This is a genomic window from Pseudomonas oplopanacis (assembly GCF_057128725.1).
On record NZ_JBSKHV010000013.1, the window covers coordinates 40,705 to 63,880 of the forward strand.

Consider the following 23,176-nt stretch of genomic DNA (forward strand, 5'->3'; position numbering starts at 1 on the left):
CCCCGCGTCCCGCTTCGTTTTTAAGGCCTCTTGCATGTCCGATCCTCGTTATCAGGTCGACGTCAGCGTCGTCACCCGCTATCTGGCAGAACAATCGCAACCCGAGCAAAACCGCTTTGCCTTCGCGTACACCATTACCGTGCACAACAATGGCGAACTACCGGCCAAACTGCTGTCGCGGCACTGGGTGATTACCGACGGTGACGGGCATGTCGAGGAGGTCAAGGGTGCGGGTGTTGTTGGTTTGCAGCCGCTGATCCAGGTCGGCGAAAACCACACCTACAGCAGCGGCACGGTCATGACCACCAAGGTCGGCACCATGCAAGGCACCTATCAGATGATTGCCAACGACGGTAAGACATTCGACGCCATCATCGCTCCATTCCGCCTGGCGGTGCCCGGAGCCTTGCACTAATGGCAACATACGCCGTCGGTGACTTGCAAGGCTGCCTCGAGCCTCTGCAATGCCTGCTTGAGCGAGTCGCTTTTGATCCGGCCAAGGATCGTCTCTGGCTGGTCGGCGACCTGGTCAACCGCGGTCCGCAGTCGCTGGCAACCTTGCGTTTTCTCTACGGCATTCGTGAATCGCTGGTGTGTGTCCTGGGCAACCATGACCTGCACTTGCTGGCCGCCGGACGCAACATCGAACGCCTGAAGAAAAACGACACCCTGCGCGAAATCCTCGAAGCACCAGATTGTGCGGAACTGCTGGAGTGGCTGCGCCAGCAAAAGCTCATGCACTACGACGAACAGCGCGACATCGCACTGGTGCACGCCGGCATTCCACCGCAGTGGTCATTGCGCAAAGCCTTGAAATGCGCCGCCGAAGTTGAAGAAGCCCTGCGCGACGACAACCGCATCGCCCCGTACCTCGACGGCATGTACGGCAACGAACCGGTGAAATGGGATAACGATCTCAAGGGCGTGACCCGCCTGCGCGTCATCACCAACTATTTCACCCGCATGCGCTTCTGCACCAGCGAGGGCAAACTCGACCTCAAGAGCAAGGAAGGCGTCGGCACCGCGCTACCGGGCTACAAGCCGTGGTTCACGTACAAGGAGCGCAAGACCAAGGGCCTGAAGATCATCTTTGGCCATTGGGCGGCCCTCGAAGGCCACTGCGACGAACCGGGGATCTTCGCGCTCGACACCGGCTGTGTCTGGGGCGGAGCCATGACCCTGATGAACGTCGACACCTTCGAACGCCTGCAGTGCCAATGCAGCGATCAGGGCCACAGCGAACCCGTCGTCGCCCCAACCACCACCGAACAACCCCCAGCCAGCGCCCCGCGCTAGGCTGCGCTATCAGCCGAGCCACAGGAGCCCGCCATGAGCGAATTCAAACGTATCCCCCCGGAACAGGCACAGGCCCTGCGCGAACAAGGCGCAGTGGTGGTCGACGTCCGCGATCCGCAAACCTATGCCGCGTTGCACATCGCCGGTTCGAAGCATCTGGACAACGTTTCCATTTCGGATTTCATCCGTGCCGCCGACCTTGATGCACCCACAGTAGTGGTCTGCTATCACGGCAATTCCAGCCAGAGCGCAGCCGCGTACCTCATCAGCCAGGGTTTCTCCGACGTCTACAGCATGGACGGCGGTTTTGAGCTGTGGCGTACGACCTACCCTGCGGAAACCGCGCAAGGCACCTGCGAATAATTTTTTTGTAACCTGCGAGCCCCCGCCCCCCGTGGGCTCGCGCGGTGGCAGACGAACGGTCTGCCACAACTAATTACGTATCTCGCCTTTACCTCCCGAATTAGCAACTATCCTTAAGCGCAGGCCATCCAAAACAGGGGAGAGCCGGTACACCGGCGCGCGGGTCATCGGGAGTAGCTTTCGGAGTAGTCAGCTCCGTTAGAGTTCTGGGGGGTAAACAGCGACCGCCTGTTCGGTTGCTGCCAGCATCGACTGAGTGATCCGGCGTCGGCTCCACGTATCGAGCGAGGTGACGTCATGAGTATCTTTAGCCACTTCCAACAACGCTTCGAGTCCACACGCCAGGAAGAACTCTCGCTGCAAGAGTATCTTGAGCTGTGCAAACAGGATCGCAGCGCCTACGCCTCCGCCGCCGAGCGTCTATTGCTGGCCATCGGAGAACCGGAGCTGCTCGACACCTCGACCAACTCGAGACTGTCGCGAATCTTTTCCAACAAGGTGATCCGCCGCTATCCGGCCTTTGAAGACTTCCACGGGATGGAAGAATGCATCGACCAGATCGTGTCGTATTTCCGCCATGCCGCTCAGGGCCTGGAGGAGAAGAAACAAATCCTCTATCTGCTCGGCCCCGTTGGTGGCGGTAAATCGTCCCTGGCCGAGAAGTTGAAACAACTGATCGAGAAAGTGCCCTTCTACGCCATCAAGGGCTCGCCGGTATTCGAGTCGCCTCTGGGTCTGTTCAACGCCACTGAAGATGGCGCGATCCTCGAAGAAGACTTCGGCATCCCGCGGCGCTACCTCAATACCATCATGTCGCCATGGGCCACCAAGCGCCTGGCCGAGTTCGGTGGCGACATCAGCCAGTTCCGCGTGGTGAAACTCTATCCGTCGATCCTCAATCAGATCGCCGTGGCCAAAACCGAGCCGGGAGACGAGAACAACCAGGACATCTCGGCACTGGTGGGTAAGGTCGATATCCGCAAACTGGAGGAATACCCACAGAACGACGCCGACGCTTATAGCTACTCGGGCGCACTGTGCCGGGCCAACCAGGGCCTGATGGAATTCGTCGAAATGTTCAAGGCGCCGATCAAGGTGCTGCACCCATTGCTGACGGCCACCCAGGAAGGCAACTACAACAGTACCGAAGGCCTCGGCGCGATTCCGTTTACCGGGATCCTGCTGGCCCACTCCAACGAATCGGAATGGCACACCTTCCGTAACAACAAGAACAACGAAGCGTTCATCGACCGGATCTACATCGTCAAAGTGCCGTACTGCCTGCGGGTCAGCGACGAAGTGAAGATCTACGACAAGCTGCTGTTCAACAGTTCCCTGGCCAAGGCCCATTGCGCGCCCGACACCTTGAAGATGCTCGCCCAGTTCACCGTGCTCTCGCGCCTCAAGGAGCCGGAAAACTCGAACATCTACTCGAAGATGCGCGTGTATGACGGTGAGAACCTCAAGGACACTGATCCAAAGGCCAAGTCGATCCAGGAATACCGTGACAACGCCGGTGTCGACGAAGGCATGAACGGTCTGTCGACCCGCTTCGCGTTCAAGATCCTGTCGAAGGTCTTCAACTTCGATCCGCACGAAATCGCCGCCAACCCGGTGCACTTGCTGTACGTGCTGGAACAACAGATCGAACAGGAACAGTTCCAGGCCGAAACCCGCGAACGCTACCTGCGCTTCCTCAAGGAATACCTGGCACCGCGCTATATCGAGTTCATTGGCAAGGAGATCCAGACCGCCTACCTCGAGTCGTACAGCGAGTACGGCCAGAACATCTTCGATCGCTACGTGCTGTACGCCGACTTCTGGATCCAGGACCAGGAATACCGCGACCCGGAAACCGGCGAAATCCTCAACCGCGTCGCCCTGAACGAAGAATTGGAGAAAATCGAAAAACCGGCCGGCATCAGCAATCCGAAGGATTTCCGCAACGAAATCGTTAACTTCGTCCTGCGCGCCAGGGCCAACAACAACGGCAAGAACCCGACTTGGCTCAGTTACGAAAAACTGCGGGTGGTCATCGAGAAGAAAATGTTCTCCAACACCGAGGACCTGCTGCCGGTCATCAGCTTCAATGCCAAGGCCAGCAAAGAGGACCAGCAGAAGCACAACGACTTCGTCACACGGATGGTCGAGCGCGGCTACACCGACAAACAGGTACGACTGCTGTCCGAGTGGTACCTGCGGGTCAGAAAATCACAATAACCCGCTGCCGGTCAGACCGGTTGTCGTCAGCCAGAGGCCTGTGTATGCATTTTCTGTTACACAAGCCTCTGGAAGGTGTTCGAAAGTCGGTAGCGAGTTCAGGCAGCATCCAAAGCGCTTGGGGGAGCGTTGCGCATCCCTTGGCCCTCGGTCCGATGCTGCATCACCGCTCGCCCCTTTCAGGACAGCTTCTAAGGAGCAGTCATGAGCTATGTGATCGACCGACGTCTCAATGGCAAGAACAAGAGCACGGTGAACCGTCAGCGGTTTCTGCGACGTTACCGTGATCACATCAAAAAGGCTGTCGAAGAGGCGGTCAGCCGGCGCTCCATTACCGATATGGAACACGGCGAACAGATCAGCATTCCCGGCCGCGATATCGACGAGCCGGTGCTTCACCATGGCCGTGGCGGTAAACAAACCGTCGTGCATCCCGGCAATAAGGAATTCACCAGCGGCGAGCACATTGCCCGCCCGCCCGGAGGTGGCGGTGGCAGAGGCCCCGGCAAGGCAGGCAACTCGGGCGAAGGGATGGACGAATTTGTCTTCCAGATCACCCAGGAGGAATTCCTCGAATTCATGTTCGAGGACCTCGAGCTGCCGAACCTGGTCAAACGCAACCTGACCGGCACCGACACCTTCAAAACGGTACGCGCCGGGATCAGCAACGAAGGCAACCCGTCGCGCATCAACATCATCCGCACCCTGCGCTCGGCTCATGCACGGCGCATTGCCCTGTCCGGCAGCAGCCGGGCGAAGCTGCGTGAAGCCAAAGAGGAACTGCTGCGACTCAAGCAGGAAGAACCGGACAATTTCGGCGATATCCAGAAAATCGAAGCCGAAATCGAAAAACTCAGCGCGCGGATTCATCGCGTGCCGTTTCTTGATACGTTCGACCTCAAGTACAACCTGCTGATCAAGCAGCCCAACCCCAGCTCCAAGGCAGTGATGTTCTGCCTTATGGACGTGTCCGGCTCCATGACGCAGGCGACCAAGGACATCGCCAAGCGCTTCTTCATCCTGCTGTACCTGTTTCTCAAGCGTAACTACGACAAGATCGACGTCGTGTTCATCCGCCACCACACCAGCGCCCGGGAAGTAGATGAAGAAGAGTTCTTCTATTCGCGCGAAACCGGCGGCACCATCGTTTCCAGCGCCTTGAAACTGATGCAGGAGATCATGGCCGAACGCTATCCGAGCAACGAGTGGAATATCTATGCCGCCCAGGCGTCCGATGGCGATAACTGGAACGACGATTCACCGATCTGCCGTGACATTCTGATCAACCAGATCATGCCGTTCGTGCAGTACTACACTTACGTTGAGATCACCCCGCGCGAACATCAGGCCCTGTGGTTCGAGTACGAACGCATCGCCGAAGCCTTCTCTGACACTTTTGCCCAGCAGCAACTGGTCTCGGCCGGGGATATCTACCCGGTCTTCCGTGAACTCTTCCAGCGCAGGTTAGTGACATGACCGCCAAAGAGCAGAAGCGCCAACCCATTTCCACCGGCTCCGAATGGACATTCGAGCTGATCCAGGCCTACGACAAGGAAATCAGTCGCCTGGCGGCTCGTTACGCCCTCGATACTTACCCTAACCAGATCGAAGTGATCACCGCCGAACAGATGATGGACGCCTACGCCTCTGTCGGGATGCCGTTGGGCTATCACCATTGGTCCTACGGCAAGCACTTCCTCAGCACCGAGAAATCCTACAGCCGTGGGCAGATGGGGCTGGCCTACGAGATTGTGATCAACTCCGACCCGTGCATTGCCTACCTGATGGAAGAAAACACCATCTGCATGCAGGCGCTGGTCGTGGCGCATGCCTGCTATGGGCACAACAGCTTTTTCAAAGGCAATTACCTGTTCCGCACCTGGACCGACGCCAGTTCGATCATCGATTACCTGGTGTTCGCCAAGCAGTACATCATGCAGTGCGAGGAACGCCACGGCATCGATGCGGTGGAAGACTTGCTAGATTCCTGCCATGCGCTGATGAACTACGGCGTCGACCGCTACAAACGCCCTTACCCGATTTCCGCTGAAGAAGAACGGCGTCGGCAAAAGGATCGGGAAGAGCATCTGCAGAAACAGATCAACGATCTGTGGCGCACCATTCCCAAAGGCGCGGACAAGTATAGCGACAAGGACAATGCACGCTTCCCCGCCGAACCTCAGGAAAACATCCTGTACTTCATCGAAAAACACGCGCCGCTACTGGAACCGTGGCAGCGGGAAATCGTGCGGATCGTGCGCAAGATCGCCCAGTACTTTTATCCACAGCGTCAGACCCAGGTGATGAACGAAGGCTGGGCCACGTTCTGGCACTACACGTTGATGAATGACCTGTACGACGAAGGCCTGGTCACCGACGGCTTCATGATGGAGTTCCTGACATCTCACACCAGCGTGGTGTTTCAACCCGGTTTTGACAGCCCTTACTACAGCGGTATCAACCCTTACACCCTTGGGTTTGCCATGTACCGGGATATCCGGCGCATGTGCGAGGAACCCACCGACGAAGATCGCCACTGGTTCCCGGAAATTGCCGGCACCGACTGGCTGTCGACCATCAAGTTCGCCATGAGCAGCTTCAAGGATGAGAGCTTCATCCTGCAGTACCTGTCACCAAAAGTGATCCGCGACCTGAAGTTGTTCAGCATTCTCGATGACGACCAAAAGGACGACCTGCTCGTACCCGCGATCCACGATGAAGAAGGCTACCGCATCATCCGTGAAACCCTGGCAGCGCAGTACAACCTGGGCAATCGCGAGCCTAACGTGCAGATTTACAGCATCGACCGGCGCGGCGACCGCTCCCTGACCCTGCGTCACCAGCAACACGACCGCAAGCCGCTGGGCGAATCCACCGAGGAGGTGCTCAAGCACCTGCACCGGTTGTGGGGCTTCGATATTCACTTGGAAACCCTGCAAGGGGATCAAGTGATGAAAACCCATCATGTTCCACCCAGAAGCGAGCACAGCGAAGGGGATTACGGGCGACTGGACCTGGCCGTCATTCATCTTTGAGCCTGTTTGAACCTCCGCAAGTTCGACGCAACGGTTATTCTGTCGAGCTAACGGAGGTTTTTTATGCAGATTTATAAAGTCGGTGGCGCAGTACGTGATCGCCTGCTCGGCAAACCTGTCACCGATATCGACTGGGTGGTGGTGGGCGCCACGACCGAAGAAATGCTCGCCAAGGGTTTTCGCCCGGTGGGGGCGGACTTTCCGGTGTTTCTTCATCCGAAAAGCGGCGAGGAATACGCCCTCGCCCGCACCGAACGCAAAAGCGGACGCGGTTATGGCGGCTTCACTTTTCACGCCAGTCCCGAAGTCACCCTTGAAGAAGACCTGATCCGCCGCGACCTGACGATCAATGCCATGGCCGAGGACGATCAGCAAAACCTGACGGACCCCTACCATGGCCAGCGCGATCTTGAAGCGCGCCTGCTCCGTCACGTTTCCCCCGCGTTCGCCGAAGATCCACTTCGTGTCCTGCGCGTTGCCCGCTTTGCTGCTCGCTATGCGGCGCTGGGTTTTACCGTCGCTCCCGAGACGCTTCAGTTGATGCGCGAACTCAGCGAATCCGGCGAACTGCAAGCCCTGACCGCTGAACGTAGCTGGAAAGAAATCTCCCGGGCGTTGATGGAGGATCAGCCGCAGGTGTTCATTGAAGTGCTACGCAAGTGCGGCGCACTGAAGGTGCTGATGCCGGAAGTCGATGCGCTGTTTGGCGTTCCACAGCCCGAAGCTCACCACCCGGAAATCGACACGGGCGTGCACACGTTGAGCGTGCTCGAGCAGTCGGCGCAGCACAAACAACCACTGACCGTGCGCTGGGCCTGCCTGCTGCACGACCTCGGTAAAGGATTGACGCCCGAGGAAGAATGGCCACGCCATATTGCTCATGAACACACAGGCCTGAAGCTGATCAAAGCGGTTAACGAACGCTTCAAGGCGCCGAGGGATTGTCAGGAATTGGCGTTACTGGTCGGTCAATATCACACCCACGGCCATCGCGCTCTGGAGCTGAAACCTTCGACTTTGCTGGAGTTGCTGCAAAGCTTTGACGTTTACCGGCGGCCGCAGCGGTTTGAGGAATTTATCGCAGCGTGCGAGATGGACGCACGCGGGCGCAAAGGGCTGGAACAGAGAAGTTATCCACAGGCGGATTATTTGCGCGGGGCGGCGACGGCAGCGCGGAGCGTGGCGGTTCAGCCATTGCTGGAGAAGGGATTCAAGGGACCGGAGTTGGGTGAGGCGATCAAGCGTGAACGGCTTAAAGCGCTGAAAGCTTACAAAGAGGCGGCGTCTGCCTGAAAAGCATCGTCGGATCGCCGCCCGGAGCAAGCTCGCTCCCACAGGTTTTGCATAAATCCTGTGGGAGCGAGCCTGCTCGCGAAGGCGTTTTTCGCCTCACAACAAGTTCGAAGGGGTCAACTGCTCGCCACGCCACTCAAAAGCCACCGGCGCCAACACCTGATCAATCTGCGCTTCGCCCCACAAGGTCGCAAAGCTTTTGCCTACACCCGGGTGCACACGATCCGGCGCAATCAGCGACAAAGGCCACAACACAAAGGCATTCTTCAGAATCTCTGCCCGCGGCAGGATCAAGCCATCGAAATTGCCCACCAGATCACCAAACAACAGGACGTCGATGTCCAGCGGCAAACCCTTGCGGTCCGGCGCATAACGACCGTTGTCCGCCTCGATGAACTTCAATCGACGGTCCAGTTCCATCAGCGGCAGATCGGTATACGCCGACACCACGAAATTGAAGAACGGACCGCTCTTGATGCCCACTGGCTGGCTTTCGAACACGGCCGAGCAGCGGATATCCACCAAAAACGCCGCCAAGGCCTCAAGCCCCGCCTGCAAATGGGTTTCACGCTCGATATTGCTACCAAGCCCGAGGTACACCTGAGTCAGCGACATCCGCGCTCGATCTCCACGCCCACACCGCCCTTGGCAGCCGGGACAGCGCCAGGCTTGGTCAGCTTGAGACGCACCCAGGTGATCTTGAATTCACTCATCAGCACTTCGACCAGACGCTCGGCAAAGGTCTCGACCAACTGAAACTGCGCTTGCTCGGCAAACGCCAGGATGCGCGACGAAACGCTCGCGTAATCGAGCGCCAGGGTCAGGTCATCACCGGCGGCGGCTGGGCGATTGTCCCAGGCGAAGCTCAGATCAAGACGCAGGCACTGTCGGATGCCTCGCTCCCAGTCGTAGGCACCAATCACGGTGTCGACTTCCAGGCCCTCGATAAACACTCTGTCCAAGCACTTTTCTCCGCTGCACGACAAGGGCGCAATGCGCCGTTAGAATCAGGGCGTCCTCGCCCGGAATAGTTAGCATGTTTTGGTTATTGGCGATCCTCGCCTACCTGCTCGGCTCTCTGTCCTTCGCCATTTTGCTCAGCCGCCTGACCGGGAACCCCGATCCGCGAATGAGTGGCTCGGGCAATGCCGGTGCCACCAACATGTTGCGCCTGGCCGGCAAGAAACTCGCCGTCCTGACCTTGCTTGGCGACCTCTGCAAAGGCTTGCTGCCCGTGCTGATCGCCGCTCTTGCTGGTCTTTCGCTGCAAGAACAGGCCTGGATCGGCATCTGCGCCGTCATCGGCCATCTGTTTCCAGTGTACTTCCGCTTTCGCGGCGGCAAAGGTGTCGCCACCGCGGCCGGCATGCTGCTGGGGCTTTACCCGCCTGCGGCACTGCTGGCGGTCTGCGCCTGGCTGCTGACGTTCTACCTGACCCGCACCAGCTCACTCGCCGCACTGATCGCCACACCGCTGACCCTGCCGTTACTGGCCTGGCAGGAACCGGCGGCCTTGCTGCCCATGAGCGTGCTCACCGGGCTGATTGTCTGGCGTCATCGCGGCAATCTACGCGACCTGTTTGCCGGGCGCGAACGGCATTTTTAAATACCGGACGTGAGCGCGGCTCATCACAGCGCCGACAATTGCTCCATCGGCCAACGTGCCTGCACGCTGATCGCCAGGCTTTCATGCTGGCCAGCCTGCAAGCGCTGGCACCCGGCAAACGCGATCATCGCGCCATTGTCGGTGCAGAACTCCGGACGGGCGTAAAACACATCGCCCTTCATATCACCGAGCATTTTTTCCAGCGAGGTGCGCAGTGCCTTGTTGGCGCTGACGCCCCCAGCGATGACCAGGCGCTTCATGCCCGCTTGCTTGAGGGCTCGCTTGCACTTGATGGTCAAAGTCTCCACCACGGCCTGCTGGAACGCCAGAGAGATGTCGCAACGGGCTTGCTCGCTGTCGTCCCCGGCACTGACGCTTTGCTGCCAGGTGTTCAACGCGAAGGTTTTCAAGCCACTGAAGCTGAATGCCAGGCCCGGGCGGTCGCACATCGGACGCGGAAACGTGAATCGCCCCGCAACGCCTTGCTCGGCCATGCGCGCGATCTCCGGGCCGCCCGGGTAATTGAGCCCCATCATCTTCGCGGTCTTGTCGAAAGCTTCACCGGCGGCGTCGTCCAGTGTCTCGCCCAACAGCGTGTACTGGCCGATTCCGTCGACCTGAACCAGCTGCGTATGGCCGCCGGACACCAACAAAGCGACGAACGGGAATTCTGGCGGTTGCGTCTCCAGCATCGGCGCCAGCAAGTGGCCTTCCATGTGGTGCACGCCCAAGGCCGGAATACCCCAGGCAAAGGCCAGCGCCTGGGCGCAGGAAGCGCCCACCAACAACGCGCCGACCAAGCCAGGACCCGCGGTATACGCGATGGCATCGATCTCGGTCGGCACGCAGTCAGCTTCGGCCAACACCTGACGAATCAAGGGCAGCATGCGTTTGACGTGGTCGCGCGAGGCCAGCTCCGGCACCACGCCACCATAGGCACGGTGCAGATCAATCTGGCTGAACAGTGCGTCGGCCAACAGCCCGCGTTCACTGTCATATAATGCGACACCGGTTTCGTCGCAGGAGGTTTCTAATCCCAGTACTAGCATGGGTTTGCGCCTTGTTTAGGCTGAATTCGAAGGCGCGCATAATAGTCGCCACGTGATGCCCCGACCAGCGGTTTTCGATCAGAGGCTTTGCATTCCAAGCGATGAGGGGTTAACATCCGCAACCCTTAAAAACCGACGTCTTCAAGTGCTCTTTTGCCGCGAGGATGTTGACCCCGGTAATGAATGAAGGTAGCTCTGGATGCCAGCCGTCAAAGTAAAAGAGAACGAACCCTTCGACGTAGCTCTGCGTCGTTTCAAGCGCTCCTGCGAAAAAGCCGGTGTACTGGCTGAAGTTCGTAGCCGCGAATTTTACGAGAAGCCAACTTCTGAGCGTAAGCGCAAAGCAGCAGCCGCTGTTAAGCGTCACGCGAAGAAAGTTCAGCGCGAACAGCGCCGCGCCGTTCGTCTGTACTAATACACAGACGATCGTAGCAAGCTTCTGCCAAGCCCGGCTCCAAGCCGGGCTAATGGCATTTGCGTAAAACGCTTGATGCTTCACCGTCGAAGCCGCAGACGCGACCGAGACAAATCTGCTTCACAGCGTCAGACCTGGCTCTTTTGCCAGCGGTGCACGTCTTTTCTGACGAGCCTTCCAAGGCTACTGACGAGCACACCCACTGATTCCTCTCACGACGATCAGCCCAAGGCACCTGCTTGCGTGCCCGCTTATTGAGCTATCCGAGGCCATCGACAGGCCGCAGCGGATTCAGCGCAACACTTTCAAACAGTCGATTACTGATTGGTATTAACGTCAGTGGATTTTCGGCAGATACACTCCCCGATAGCGATTACGCAGACGACACCGGTCGAGCCGCATCTTTTGCGCGCCTCAAGCAACGACCCGCGTTCGGCCGCACTTCGTTATAGGTCCCTTTCAGCGCAGATGACGAGAACGCCATGGCCGGGCTAATTCCCCAGAGCTTCATTGACGACCTTCTGAACCGCACCGACATCGTCGATGTGGTCAGCTCGCGCCTGCAAATGAAAAAGGCCGGCAAGAACTACACCGCTTGCTGCCCGTTCCACAAAGAAAAAACCCCGTCTTTCAGCGTCAGCCCTGACAAACAGTTCTATTACTGCTTCGGTTGCGGTGCTGGCGGTAACGCCCTCGGCTTCATGATGGACCACGACAACCTGGATTTCGTCCAGGCCGTCGAGGAGCTGGCCAAAGCCGCCGGCATGGAAATCCCCCGCGAAGAAAGCGGCCGGCCGCACAAACCGCGGCAACCGACCGATTCGCCGCTGTACCCGCTACTCACCGCCGCCGCCGACTTTTACCGCCAAGCGCTGAAAAGTCATCCATCACGCAAAGCGGCCGTGGATTACCTGAAGGGCCGCGGACTGACGGGCGAGATTGCCCGCGACTTCGGCCTCGGCTTTGCTCCGCCAGGCTGGGATAACCTGTTCAAACATTTGAGCAGCGACACCCTGCAACAGAAAGCCATGGTCGATGCCGGCCTGCTGATCGAGAACGCCGAAACCGGCAAACGCTATGACCGCTTCCGCGATCGCGTGATGTTCCCGATTCGCGACAGCCGCGGGCGCATCATCGCTTTCGGTGGCCGGGTACTGGGCGACGACAAGCCGAAATACCTGAACTCACCGGAAACCCCGGTATTCCATAAAGGCCAGGAACTCTACGGCCTTTATGAAGCACGCAAGAACAACCGCAACCTCGACGAAATCATCGTCGTCGAAGGTTATATGGACGTCATCGCCCTCGCCCAGCAAGGCCTGCGCAATGCCGTGGCAACCCTGGGCACCGCCACCAGCGAAGAGCACTTGAAGCGACTGTTTCGCGTCGTACCCAACGTGTTGTTCTGTTTTGACGGTGACCAGGCTGGTCGCAACGCTGCCTGGCGAGCACTGGAAGCGACGCTGCCCTGCCTGCAAGACGGGCGGCGCGCACGTTTTCTGTTCCTGCCAGAAGGCGAAGACCCGGATACGCTGGTTCGTTCCGAAGGCACGGATGCTTTCCGCGCCCGAATCAACCAGCATGCCCAGCCGCTGGCGGACTATTTCTTCCAGCAGCTGACTGAAGAGTCGGACCCGCGTTCGCTGGAGGGCAAGGCCCACATGGCCACCCTCGCCGCGCCGCTCATCGATAAAGTCCCGGGCGCGAACCTGCGCATCCTGATGCGTCAGCGCCTGACCGAAATTACCGGCCTCAGCGGCGAAGCGGTGAGCCAACTGGTGCAAAGCGCCCCTCAGGACGCGCCACCGGCCTACGATCCCGGCATGGATTACGACGCCATGCCGGACTACAGCGACTACCATCAGCCGCAGTCACAAGAAATGTATGTGCCGCAGCAGGAGTGGACGCCGAAGAAACCCGGCGCCGGCGGCAAGAAGTGGGACAAGAAACCGTGGGACAAGAACGGCAAACGCGGCGATCGTGATCAACCGAGCGCCCCGCGCACACCGATTGCTGTCGAAGCGCCCACGCTGATCGCGCTGCGCACCCTCATTCATCATCCGGATCTGGCTGGCCGGGTAGAAACCGCCAACCATTTTGCCAATGAGAGCAATACCTACGCACAACTGCTCGTGGCCCTGATCGAGGCGGTGCAAAAAAATCCTAAGCTAAACTCAATTCAGCTAATGGCGCGCTGGCACGGGACCGAACAGGGACGATTGCTCAAAGCGTTGGCAGAAAAGGAATGGCTGATTGCAGGCGATAACCTTGAACAACAGTTTTTAGACACCATTACTAGGTTATCGGCCGCTCAACACACGGATAGCCTGGAAGTACTTATCAGGAAAGCCAGACAGCCGGGATTGACCCCGGAGGAAGCAAATCAGATCGCAAATCAGATGCGCGACCTATTAAAACGCAATATGGCTGTATCAAACCCGACCTCAACTGGCGCGTGAGGTCATAGCTCAGGTATAATCCTCGGCTTGTTTTTTGCCCGCCAAGACCTTCAGTGGATAGGGTGTTATGTCCGGAAAAGCGCAACAGCAGTCTCGTATCAAAGAGTTGATCACACTTGGTCGTGAGCAGGGTTACCTGACTTACGCAGAGGTCAACGACCACCTGCCGGAGGATATTTCAGATCCGGAACAGGTGGAAGACATCATCCGCATGATCAATGACATGGGGATCAACGTATTCGAGGTTGCGCCAGATAAGGATTCCCTTATGCTGGCCGACGCCGATACCGACGAAGCTGCGGCCGAAGAGGCAGCAGCAGCGTTGGCAGCGGTCGAGACCGACATTGGTCGCACCACCGACCCAGTGCGCATGTACATGCGTGAAATGGGTACGGTAGAGCTCCTCACACGTGAAGGCGAAATCGAAATCGCCAAACGTATTGAAGAGGGCATCCGTGAAGTGATGGGCGCAATTGCGCACTTCCCTGGCACGGTTGATCATATTCTCTCCGAGTACACTCGCGTCACCACCGAAGGTGGCCGCCTGTCCGACGTCCTGAGCGGTTATATCGACCCGGACGACGGCATTGCGCCGCCTGCAGCAGAAGTGCCGCCGCCGATCGATCCGAAAGCCGTGAAAGCGGATGACGACACTGACGACGATGACGCCGAAGCAACGGATGACGAAGAAGAAGCCGAAAGCGGTCCGGATCCGGTCATCGCAGCCCAGCGTTTTGGCGCTGTCTCCGATCAGATGGAAGTCACCCGCAAGGCGCTGAAAAAGCACGGTCGTGGCAATAAGCTGGCAATCGCCGAACTGTTGCTCCTGGCTGAGCTGTTCATGCCGATCAAACTGGTTCCGAAGCAATTCGAAGGCCTGGTCGAGCGTGTTCGCAGTGCCCTGGATCGTCTGCGTCAGCAAGAGCGCGCGATCATGCAACTTTGCGTTCGTGATGCCCGCATGCCGCGTGCCGACTTCCTGCGCCAGTTCCCGGGCAACGAAGTTGACGAAAGCTGGACCGATGCGCTGGCCAAAGGCAAAAGCAAATACGCTGAAGCCATTGGTCGCCTGCAACCGGACATCGTTCGTTGCCAGCAGAAGCTGACCGCGCTGGAAACCGAAACCGGTTTGACGATCGCCGAGATCAAGGACATCAACCGTCGCATGTCGATCGGTGAGGCCAAGGCCCGCCGCGCGAAGAAAGAGATGGTTGAAGCGAACTTGCGTCTGGTGATCTCCATCGCCAAGAAGTACACCAACCGTGGCCTGCAGTTCCTCGATCTGATCCAGGAAGGCAACATCGGTTTGATGAAAGCGGTAGACAAGTTCGAATACCGCCGCGGCTACAAATTCTCGACTTATGCCACCTGGTGGATCCGTCAGGCGATCACTCGCTCGATCGCCGACCAGGCCCGCACCATCCGTATTCCGGTGCACATGATCGAGACGATCAACAAGCTCAACCGTATTTCCCGGCAGATGTTGCAGGAAATGGGTCGCGAGCCGACCCCGGAAGAGCTGGGCGAACGCATGGAAATGCCTGAGGACAAGATCCGCAAGGTATTGAAGATCGCTAAAGAGCCGATCTCCATGGAAACCCCGATCGGTGATGACGAAGACTCCCATCTGGGTGACTTCATCGAAGACTCGACCATGCAGTCGCCAATCGATGTCGCCACTGTTGAGAGCCTTAAAGAAGCGACTCGCGAAGTCCTGTCCGGCCTCACTGCCCGTGAAGCCAAGGTTCTGCGCATGCGCTTCGGTATCGACATGAATACCGACCACACCCTTGAGGAGGTTGGTAAGCAGTTCGACGTGACCCGTGAACGGATTCGTCAGATCGAAGCCAAGGCACTGCGCAAGCTGCGCCACCCGACGAGAAGCGAGCATTTGCGCTCCTTCCTCGACGAGTAATAACAGAACCCCCGGCCCAGGCCGGGGGTTTTGCTTTATGCAGATTAAATCCCCCGTACCTCCCCCCCGCCGCCTAGCCCGTCTACACTCGAAACATTCCCCCGAGCCATAACGAGACCGTTATGCCCAGACTGCCGACCGTGCTTTTTTTGCTGTCGCTGATGACCTGGACCGCAACGGCTGGCGCGCTGACTCTGACTGACGACGAACGTAGCTGGCTGAACGCACACCCGGATTTGCGCCTGGGTGTAGACGCGTCGTGGCCGCCATTTGAGTTCCGCGATGAAAAGGGCGTTTATCAGGGCCTGGCGGCGGACTACATCAATGTGATTCGTCAACGGCTGGCCATCAACCTCACGCCCATCGAACCGGTCAGCTGGACGGTCGTGCTGGAACAGGCCAAGCAAGGCAAGCTGGATGTTTTGCCGGGCATCATGTCGACACCGGAACGCCAATCGTACCTGTCGTTTACTCGCCCCTATCTCGACTTCCCCATTGTCATCCTGGCCCATGTCGGCGGCGCCCAACCGCACAAACTCGAAGACCTTTACGGGTTGAAGATCGCCGTGGTGGAAAACTACGCGCCCCATGAGCTGCTGCGCACCCACCACCCTGACCTGAATCTGGTGCCGATGCCCAATGTGAGCTCGGCTTTGCAGGCATTGGCCACCGATGAAGTGGACGCCGTGGTGGGCGATCTTGCGTCCAGCGTCTGGAGCCTTCGCCAGCTCAGGCTCGATGGGTTGTATGTCAGCGGTGAAACCCCCTACCGCTATCAACTGGCAATGGCCGTGCCTCCCGGTAACAAGGTGCTGGTCGGCATTCTGGACAAAGTATTGGCGGACATGAGCCCCAGTGAAATCAGCGCCATTCAGGAACATTGGGTGGGCAACGTCCTCGATCATCGAACCTTCTGGTCGGATTTGCTGGTGTACGGATTGCCGGGGCTGCTGTTTCTGACGGTCATGCTGGCCGTGGTCATCCGGATCAACCGCCGACTGAGCTCCGAAATTGCTCGCCGGGTCGACCTGGAACAGGAACTGCGCAGCAGCGAGTATCACTATCGCGGGCTGGTAGAGAGTTTGTCGGCCATCGCCTGGGAAGCACGGATCAGTGATTTCACCTACAGCTACGTCTCACCCCATGCCGAAGAGCTCCTCGGTTATCCCCTGTCTCATTGGCTGATTCCGGGCTTCTGGCGCAACATCATCCACCCCGCGGACCTGACCCGGGCACAGTCTTTTTGCGATCACGAAGTGCTGGCCGGGCGCGATCACAGCGTCGATTACCGGGTCATCACCGCCGATGGCCGCTGCCTTTGGGTGCGCGATATCGTCAGCCTGATCGAGCACGGTCATGAACCGATCATGCGCGGGCTGATGATCGATATCAGTGATACCAAGCGCACAGAAGAAGCGTTGAGTCTGTCCGAGCAAAAATTTGCTTCGGTCTTCCAGCAATGCCCGGACATTCTGGTGATCGCGCGACTGTCCGACGGTTGCCTGCTGGAGGTGAACAAAGCGTTCGAAGAGCAAATCGGCCTCAGGGCTGAAGACGTCATCGGCCAGACGGCCACAGACCTCAACATCTGGGGCATCCCAGGCGTTGGGCCGGGTCTGTTGCAGCGATTGCAGGCCGGCAGCATCCGCAACCTGGAGATGCCTTTTCGCCGCAGTAACGGCCACGTGTTCACCGGCCTGATTTCCGCCGAGCCTTTCGATCTCGACACGACCCCTGCCCTGGTGGTCGTGGTGCGTGATATCAGCCAGCTCAAGGAAACCCAGCAGCAACTGCAAACCTCCGAGGAGAAATTCGCCAAGGCCTTCCACGCTTCTCCGGACGGTTTGTTGCTGTCCAGGCAGAGCGACGGGTTGCTGCTGGAGGTCAATGAAGGTTTCAGCCGCATCACGGGCTTCAACAGCGCGATGTCCGTTGATCGGTCGGCCCTGGACCTCGGGATATGGGTCAACCTCAACGAACGCAAACAAATGCTCGACCTGCTGCACCGGGATGGCTTCGTCCGCGACTTCAGTTGCCACATCCGCCGCAGCGACGGGCAGATTCGTCTCTGTGAGGTGTCGAGCCGTCCTTTGCCTATCGGTGATGAAGACTGCATGTTGACCATCGCCCGGGATATCACCGAGCGGCACCTGATGCAGGAAAAGCTGCAACAGGCCGCCACCGTGTTCGAAAGCACGGCCGAGGGCGTGCTGATCACCGACACCCAACAGCACATCAGCGCGGTCAACCGCGCGTTTACCGAGATTACCGGCTACAGCGAGAGCGAAGCACTGGGCCACACCCCTCGCCTGCTTGCCTCGGGCCTTCATGACAGCGCGTTTTATGCGGCGATGTGGCACCAATTGACCGCCGAAGGTCATTGGCAAGGCGAAATCTCCAACCGCCGCAAGAATGGCGAACTCTACCCGAGCTGGCTGACCATCAGCGCCGTGCGCAACCGGGACAAGTTCATCACCCACTTTGTGGCGGTGTTCGCCGACATTTCCAGCCTCAAACACGCTCAGGCCAAACTCGATTACCAGGCGCATCACGACCCGTTGACCGGCCTGCCAAACCGCACACTGTTCGAGAGCAGACTGCAGACCGCCCTCAACACCCAACAAGAAAATGGTGGCCAGGGCGCCGTGCTGTTCCTCGACCTGGACCGCTTCAAACACATCAACGACAGCCTCGGCCACCCGGTTGGCGACCTGCTCCTCAAAGGCATCGCGGTGCGCCTCAAAGAACAGTTGCGCGACATCGATACCGTCGCGCGCCTAGGCGGTGACGAATTCATCATCCTGCTACCGGGCCTGCAACAGAACAGCGACGCCGACAACATCGCGGCCAAGCTGCTCAACTGCTTCGGGGCGCCGTTCCAGGCCGGTGAACACGAGTTTTTCATTAGCGCCAGCATCGGCACCAGCCTGTACCCCAAGGACGGCTGCGACGTCGCCACGCTGGTCAAGAACGCCGATGCCGCGATGTACCGCTCCAAGGCCAAGGGGCGTAACCGGGTCGAAAGCTATACCCGCGACCTCACCGCACAGGCCAGCGAGCGCGTGGCACTGGAACATGAATTGCGGCGCGCCATCGAGCGCAACGAACTGTTCTTGCACTACCAGCCGAAAATCAGCCTCGACGACCATCGACTGGTCGGTGCCGAGGCACTGATTCGCTGGCATCACCCGACCTTCGGCATGGTGCCGCCAGAACACTTCATTCCCCTGGCCGAAGAAAACGGCATGATTCTGCAAATCGGCGACTGGGTGCTCGAAACCGCCTGCCGGCAAATGAACGAGTGGAATCAGGTGTATGAATGCCTCGGCCCGCTCTCGGTCAACCTCGCAGGCGCCCAACTGCGTCAACCCAATCTGCTGGGACGGATCGAGCAACTGCTCAAGGACAGCCATCTCCAACCCGGTTTTCTGCAACTGGAGATTACCGAAAACTTCATCATGAGCCAGGCCGAAGAAGCGCTCGCGGTGCTGCACCAACTCAAACAGCTGGGCGTGCAGTTGGCCATCGACGACTTCGGGACGGGCTACTCGTCCTTGAGCTACCTCAAGCGCCTGCCGCTGGATATTCTCAAGATTGATCAGTCATTTGTCCGCGGCCTGCCTGACGATCCGCATGATGCGGCGATTGTTCGCGCGATCATCGCCCTGGGCCGCAGCATGCAATTCACCGTCATCGCCGAGGGCGTGGAGACCCTGGCCCAACAGGAATTCCTCGCCACCGAAGGCTGCGAACAGATCCAGGGTTACATCGTCAGTCCGCCTCTTCCCGCCGACGAATTCGCCGCGACGTTTCTTCGTATTGCCGTATCGGATTTTTCGGATAGCACAGCCGAGAAACCGTCGCTATAATCCGCGGCCTACTGAGGGCCTATAGCTCAGTTGGTTAGAGCAGAGGACTCATAATCCTTTGGTCCACGGTTCAAGTCCGTGTGGGCCCACCAAATAAAGAAGCCGCGCAAATGCGCGGCTTTTTTGTGTCTGGTGTTCAGGCTCCCCCAAGCTTTTCTCTTCAACAAGCAGCTTACACGCCTACAAAGTGTCCACGTGGGCTTACCAACGCAGTAGCGTCATTCCCAGACATACAATGGAATTTGACAAGCCAGCCTTGAACTTTAGGATGACTCAACCTATAAATACTATAGAAACCCAATGAGCCTCCTACTGCCTTTTCCACTGCCAAAAAAGAAAGCTCTCGAAATAATACGTGGGCTTTCGGAGGTATCGGAACGCATCTTTTACTCTCCGCATGCCAAGGCAAGGATGATTGAGCGAGGGGTGAGCATGCCGGATGTGATGGACTGCCTGGGCAAGGGGCAGATCACCGAAGGGCCGTTCCAGCAACCGGGGGGGTGATTGGAGGTTTACTATTTCCTGGTTTAGAGCTGGGTCACCTCTCCAGGTCGTCGGCGCAATCGATGTTAATGACGACGGGACATTTCTCGTCATAGTGACCACGATACAAAAGAAGGGATGAATTTATGTACCACTACGTAGAGAGCGGCCTGCCAAATGTATGGCTTAGCAACGGCTTCGTGGTGAAAGAGACCGCGTATGGCGAGTCCGTCGCCATCACCGATGTGAAAGGCTTACATGACGTCATCGGCAAGGCCATCGCCGAGAAGACTGCTGTGTTGACAGGGGCTGAGTTCCGATTCCTCAGGAAAGAACTTGGGCTGTCTCAAGAAAGCCTCGCTGAGATCGTTGGTTTGACGAGCCAAGCTGTAGCGATCTGGGAAAAAACCGACAAAATCCCAATGGTGAACGACCGCTACTTGAGGGGCCTTTATCTCGAAGCCAAAACTGGCGAAGCGGATTTGATGGCAGCTATCAACACCATCAACAAATTGGACCACGACCTCTACAAACTGAATCTGGAGTTTGAAGGCGGATGGCATAACCAAGGCAATGCATACGCTTGAATATGAATGGTGCGAAAAAGCCCGGCGAAAATGCCGGGCTTTTTGATGTGCGAATGGCACAGCTTTTTCGTACCCGCAATTAGCCCCTACTTGGGCAACGCATACGCAATCACATAATCCCCACGATCCGTCGACTGACGCGCACCACCCACCGTCAGCAGGATGTACTGCTTGCCGGTTTTCGGCGAAACGTACGTCATCGGCCCCGACTGACTGCCCACAGGCAAACGCGCCTTCCAGATCTCATTGCCGTTGCCGGTATCGAACGCACGCAGGTAAAAATCCTGTGTCCCGGCGAAGAACAACAGCCCCGACTGGGTCGCCAGCGAAGCGCCCAGCGTCGGCATGCCAATCGGGATTGGCAAATGCATGCGGATCCCCAGCGGGCCAGTGTCTTGCACGGTGCCGACCGGGACTTGCCACATCAGTTTGTGGGTCTTGAGGTCGATAGCGGACATCGTGCCAAACGGTGGTTTCTGACACGGAATGCCGGCCGCCGAGAGGAAGCGTTCGCGCATCGCACCGAACGGCGTGCCTTCCTGCGGCACCACACCCATTTCAATACCACTGGCCCCGGCGGCGATCTTGTTGCGCGGGATCATGTAGTTGGCAAGGCCGAGGCGCATGTCGTTGACGAACATGTAGTTGGTGTTGGGGTCCACCGAAACGCTTCCCCAGTTCATGCCACCCAACGAGCCCGGGAACTGCAACGCGCGATCAAGCCCTGGCGGGGTGTAGACGCCTTCGTGGCGCATGCCTTTGAACTGGATGCGGCACATCAGTTGATCGAACGGCGTGGCGCCCCACATGTCGGACTCGGTCAACGTCTTGTTACCGATTGACGGCATGTCCACCGAGAACGGCTGGGTCGGTGAATAGCGTTCGCCGGGGACATTGCCTTTCGGCACCGGACGCTCTTCGACGCGGGCGATCGGTACACCGGTTTCGCGATTGAGCAGGAAGATCTCGCCCTGCTTGGTCACTTGCGCCAAGGCTGGCTGCACGCCGCCCTTGTCGTCCGGCACGTCGTACAGCAGCGGCTGGGCTGGCAGGTCGAAGTCCCAGAGGTCGTGGTGAGTGGTCTGGAAGTGCCAGCGCACCTGACCGGTCTTCACGTCGATAGCGACGATGGACGAGTTCCATTTGTCATCGAATGCCGTGCGCTGGCCGCCGAAGAAGTCCGGGGTGGCGTTGCCGGTTGGCAAATACACCAGACCGAGCCTGGCGTCGTAGGACATGGCCGACCAGACGTTCGGCGTACCACGGGTATAGGTCTCCCCGGCAGGCGGGCGTTTGGTGGTGTTCGGATTTCCCGGATCCCACGCCCACACCAGTTCGCCACTGCGCACGTCATAGGCGCGGACCACACCTGGCGGTTCGCCCGTGGAGTAGTTATCAGCCACGCGGCCGCCGACAATCACTACGTTACCGGCGACCAACGGGGTCGAGGTTTGTTGGTAATAGCCCGGTTTCACTTCGCCCATGTCCGTTGTCAGGTCGACCGTGCCATGGTTGCCAAACTCTTCGCAGGGCTTGCCGGTGTCGGCATTGATGGCGATCAGACGCGCATCGCCGGTCGGTAGAAACAGACGTTTCGTACAGGCTGTTGGCTGGTTATCCGAGGACAGCGGCGTTTCGGAATACCCCAGGCCACGGCAGCGCTGCCAGTTCGGCGCGGTGCCTTGCGGGTCGAACTTCCAGCGCTGGGCGCCGGTGTCGGCGTCCAGGGCGAAGACTTTGCCGTAGGCGGTGCAGGTGTAGACCGTATCGCCGATTTGCAGCGGGGTGTTCTGGTCTTCGGCACCAGCACCGGTGCTGACAGGAACGTCACCTGTGTGGAAGGTCCACGCGACTTGCAGCTTGTCGATGTTGCCTTTGTTGATCTGGTCCAGCGCGGCAAAGCGATTGCCGGCGGTGGTGTTGCCCCAATGCGCCCAGTCTTTCTGTTCAGTGCCCGGCGTCACCGGCGTTACCGCCGGCTCGATGGAAGCCTTGACCACATGCGTAGGCACAAACATGTAGGCCATCGTTGCGACGACACCAACGCCCAAGATACCGGCCAGGCCATAGGCACCGCGGCCCGCCGTCGCGCCTGAAGCGCGCACCAGCATCGGATACATCAACGCAACGACCAGACCGATCACGGCGAATGTCAGCACTCGTGAGACGAGCGGCCAGTAGTCGAAACCGGCATCCCACACCGCCCACATCGCGGTCAGGATCAACGCCAGGCCATAAAGCCACGCGCCTTGGGGCTTGCATCGGGCAATCATCAGCCCGGACACCAGCATCGCCAAGCCCATCAGCAAGAAGTAAGCGCTGCCACCCAGCGCGATCAGATAACCGCCGCCTGCTGCGAGGCCAAGCCCGATCAAGGCAATCAGCACACCCAGACCGCGCAACAGCCATTTGCCGCCGCCGGCAGCCCCAGAATTATTCATGTCGGAAATTTTCCCCATTTGTGACAAGCGCAGAATGATGTACTACCTAGTTACTTATGGCAATTTGTCGCAGTCATAAATGTTCTGAACGGTACAAAGACTCGTTCGAATATCGCCCACAAGCGTCGTGTCGAACGAGCCTGTA

18 protein-coding genes and 1 tRNA gene are annotated in these 23,176 nt (G+C 58.5%); 15 read left to right on the plus strand and 4 right to left on the minus strand.

All coding sequences use genetic code 11. From position 1 onward, the window contains the following. Positions 1–34 precede the first annotated feature (34 nt). The 7 genes from apaG (at position 35) to ACWKV5_RS22900 (ending at position 8,207) form a co-directional block, all read left to right on the plus strand. A complete protein-coding gene (apaG, locus tag ACWKV5_RS22870) occupies positions 35–415 on the plus strand; it encodes a Co2+/Mg2+ efflux protein ApaG (protein ID WP_483843093.1) in 381 nt (126 codons plus the stop codon). Beyond that, positions 415–1,296, plus strand: coding sequence for a symmetrical bis(5'-nucleosyl)-tetraphosphatase (locus ACWKV5_RS22875; RefSeq protein WP_483843094.1), 882 nt, complete (start codon positions 415–417; stop codon positions 1,294–1,296). The genes apaG and ACWKV5_RS22875 overlap by 1 nt, the downstream gene beginning before the upstream one ends. Positions 1,297–1,329: 33 nt before the next feature. Then, positions 1,330–1,659, plus strand: coding sequence for a thiosulfate sulfurtransferase GlpE (gene glpE, locus ACWKV5_RS22880; RefSeq protein WP_483843095.1), 330 nt, complete (start codon positions 1,330–1,332; stop codon positions 1,657–1,659). 297 nt (positions 1,660–1,956) lie between these two features. Beyond that, positions 1,957–3,879, plus strand: coding sequence for a PrkA family serine protein kinase (locus ACWKV5_RS22885; protein ID WP_010467160.1), 1,923 nt, complete (start codon positions 1,957–1,959; stop codon positions 3,877–3,879). Positions 3,880–4,083: 204 nt separating this feature from the next. After that, the gene (locus tag ACWKV5_RS22890; RefSeq protein WP_007947798.1) at positions 4,084–5,355 is read left to right on the plus strand and encodes a YeaH/YhbH family protein; all 1,272 of its coding nucleotides are present in this window, start codon (positions 4,084–4,086) and stop codon (positions 5,353–5,355) included. Further along, positions 5,352–6,914, plus strand: coding sequence for a SpoVR family protein (locus ACWKV5_RS22895; RefSeq protein ID WP_123433089.1), 1,563 nt, complete (start codon positions 5,352–5,354; stop codon positions 6,912–6,914). Before ACWKV5_RS22890 ends, ACWKV5_RS22895 begins: the two co-directional genes overlap by 4 nt. Before the next feature lie 63 nt (positions 6,915–6,977). After that, positions 6,978–8,207 carry a multifunctional CCA addition/repair protein gene (locus ACWKV5_RS22900; RefSeq protein WP_483843096.1) on the plus strand — a complete coding sequence of 410 codons (1,230 nt, stop codon included), beginning with the start codon at positions 6,978–6,980 and terminating at the stop codon, positions 8,205–8,207. Between the two features lie 96 nt (positions 8,208–8,303). Here the strand turns inward: ACWKV5_RS22900 and folK are convergent, their stop codons facing one another. Continuing rightward, positions 8,304–8,822, minus strand: coding sequence for a 2-amino-4-hydroxy-6-hydroxymethyldihydropteridine diphosphokinase (gene folK, locus ACWKV5_RS22905; protein WP_483843097.1), 519 nt, complete (start codon positions 8,820–8,822; stop codon positions 8,304–8,306). Further along, positions 8,813–9,169, minus strand: a complete 357-nt coding sequence (gene folB / locus ACWKV5_RS22910) for a dihydroneopterin aldolase (protein ID WP_483843098.1) — start codon at positions 9,167–9,169, stop codon at positions 8,813–8,815. The genes folK and folB overlap by 10 nt, the downstream gene beginning before the upstream one ends. A 74-nt stretch (positions 9,170–9,243) precedes the next feature. On the opposite strand from folB, the gene plsY reads away from it, so the two are divergent. Continuing rightward, positions 9,244–9,813, plus strand: coding sequence for a glycerol-3-phosphate 1-O-acyltransferase PlsY (plsY, locus tag ACWKV5_RS22915; protein WP_483843099.1), 570 nt, complete (start codon positions 9,244–9,246; stop codon positions 9,811–9,813). 23 nt (positions 9,814–9,836) lie between these two features. Here the strand turns inward: plsY and tsaD are convergent, their stop codons facing one another. After that, positions 9,837–10,862: a tRNA (adenosine(37)-N6)-threonylcarbamoyltransferase complex transferase subunit TsaD gene (gene tsaD / locus ACWKV5_RS22920; RefSeq protein ID WP_483843100.1), complete on the minus strand. Its 1,026-nt coding sequence runs from the start codon at positions 10,860–10,862 to the stop codon at positions 9,837–9,839. Between the two features lie 199 nt (positions 10,863–11,061). Here tsaD and rpsU point away from each other — a divergent pair, with 199 nt between their 5' ends. The 7 genes from rpsU (at position 11,062) to ACWKV5_RS22955 (ending at position 20,590) form a co-directional block, all read left to right on the plus strand. Beyond that, a complete protein-coding gene (gene rpsU, locus ACWKV5_RS22925) occupies positions 11,062–11,277 on the plus strand; it encodes a 30S ribosomal protein S21 (RefSeq protein WP_002551877.1) in 216 nt (71 codons plus the stop codon). 482 nt (positions 11,278–11,759) lie between these two features. After that, positions 11,760–13,736, plus strand: coding sequence for a DNA primase (dnaG, locus tag ACWKV5_RS22930; RefSeq protein WP_483843101.1), 1,977 nt, complete (start codon positions 11,760–11,762; stop codon positions 13,734–13,736). A 67-nt stretch (positions 13,737–13,803) separates the two neighbouring features. Further along, positions 13,804–15,651 (plus strand): RNA polymerase sigma factor RpoD, encoded by a 1,848-nt coding sequence (rpoD, locus tag ACWKV5_RS22935; RefSeq protein ID WP_483843102.1) that lies wholly within the window; start codon positions 13,804–13,806, stop codon positions 15,649–15,651. 122 nt (positions 15,652–15,773) lie between these two features. Beyond that, positions 15,774–19,520: a bifunctional diguanylate cyclase/phosphodiesterase gene (locus ACWKV5_RS22940; protein WP_483843103.1), complete on the plus strand. Its 3,747-nt coding sequence runs from the start codon at positions 15,774–15,776 to the stop codon at positions 19,518–19,520. Between the two features lie 15 nt (positions 19,521–19,535). Beyond that, positions 19,536–19,612, plus strand: a tRNA-Ile gene (locus ACWKV5_RS22945). Between the two features lie 208 nt (positions 19,613–19,820). Continuing rightward, the gene (locus tag ACWKV5_RS22950) at positions 19,821–20,024 is read left to right on the plus strand and encodes a DUF4258 domain-containing protein (RefSeq protein WP_483843104.1); all 204 of its coding nucleotides are present in this window, start codon (positions 19,821–19,823) and stop codon (positions 20,022–20,024) included. A 125-nt stretch (positions 20,025–20,149) separates the two neighbouring features. After that, positions 20,150–20,590, plus strand: coding sequence for a helix-turn-helix domain-containing protein (locus ACWKV5_RS22955; protein WP_483843105.1), 441 nt, complete (start codon positions 20,150–20,152; stop codon positions 20,588–20,590). An 86-nt stretch (positions 20,591–20,676) separates the two neighbouring features. Here the strand turns inward: ACWKV5_RS22955 and ACWKV5_RS22960 are convergent, their stop codons facing one another. Further along, entirely contained in the window at positions 20,677–23,031 is a 2,355-nt protein-coding gene (locus tag ACWKV5_RS22960) for a glucose/quinate/shikimate family membrane-bound PQQ-dependent dehydrogenase (protein WP_483843106.1), read from the minus strand. Positions 23,032–23,176 lie beyond the last annotated feature (145 nt).

Excerpts from the sequence above, each read along its gene's own strand:
- apaG (WP_483843093.1), top strand. The coding sequence starts at position 35 with ATGTCCGATCCTCGTTATCAGGTCGACGTCAGCGTCGTCACCCGCTAT.
- ACWKV5_RS22875 (WP_483843094.1), top strand. The coding sequence starts at position 415 with ATGGCAACATACGCCGTCGGTGACTTGCAAGGCTGCCTCGAGCCTCTG.
- glpE (WP_483843095.1), top strand. The coding sequence starts at position 1,330 with ATGAGCGAATTCAAACGTATCCCCCCGGAACAGGCACAGGCCCTGCGC.
- ACWKV5_RS22885 (WP_010467160.1), top strand. The coding sequence starts at position 1,957 with ATGAGTATCTTTAGCCACTTCCAACAACGCTTCGAGTCCACACGCCAG.
- ACWKV5_RS22890 (WP_007947798.1), top strand. The coding sequence starts at position 4,084 with ATGAGCTATGTGATCGACCGACGTCTCAATGGCAAGAACAAGAGCACG.
- ACWKV5_RS22895 (WP_123433089.1), top strand. The coding sequence starts at position 5,352 with ATGACCGCCAAAGAGCAGAAGCGCCAACCCATTTCCACCGGCTCCGAA.
- ACWKV5_RS22900 (WP_483843096.1), top strand. The coding sequence starts at position 6,978 with ATGCAGATTTATAAAGTCGGTGGCGCAGTACGTGATCGCCTGCTCGGC.
- folK (WP_483843097.1), bottom strand. The coding sequence starts at position 8,822 with ATGTCGCTGACTCAGGTGTACCTCGGGCTTGGTAGCAATATCGAGCGT.
- plsY (WP_483843099.1), top strand. The coding sequence starts at position 9,244 with ATGTTTTGGTTATTGGCGATCCTCGCCTACCTGCTCGGCTCTCTGTCC.
- tsaD (WP_483843100.1), bottom strand. The coding sequence starts at position 10,862 with ATGCTAGTACTGGGATTAGAAACCTCCTGCGACGAAACCGGTGTCGCA.
- rpsU (WP_002551877.1), top strand. The coding sequence starts at position 11,062 with ATGCCAGCCGTCAAAGTAAAAGAGAACGAACCCTTCGACGTAGCTCTG.
- dnaG (WP_483843101.1), top strand. The coding sequence starts at position 11,760 with ATGGCCGGGCTAATTCCCCAGAGCTTCATTGACGACCTTCTGAACCGC.
- rpoD (WP_483843102.1), top strand. The coding sequence starts at position 13,804 with ATGTCCGGAAAAGCGCAACAGCAGTCTCGTATCAAAGAGTTGATCACA.
- ACWKV5_RS22940 (WP_483843103.1), top strand. The coding sequence starts at position 15,774 with ATGCCCAGACTGCCGACCGTGCTTTTTTTGCTGTCGCTGATGACCTGG.
- ACWKV5_RS22950 (WP_483843104.1), top strand. The coding sequence starts at position 19,821 with ATGAGCCTCCTACTGCCTTTTCCACTGCCAAAAAAGAAAGCTCTCGAA.
- ACWKV5_RS22955 (WP_483843105.1), top strand. The coding sequence starts at position 20,150 with ATGTACCACTACGTAGAGAGCGGCCTGCCAAATGTATGGCTTAGCAAC.
- ACWKV5_RS22960 (WP_483843106.1), bottom strand. The coding sequence starts at position 23,031 with ATGAATAATTCTGGGGCTGCCGGCGGCGGCAAATGGCTGTTGCGCGGT.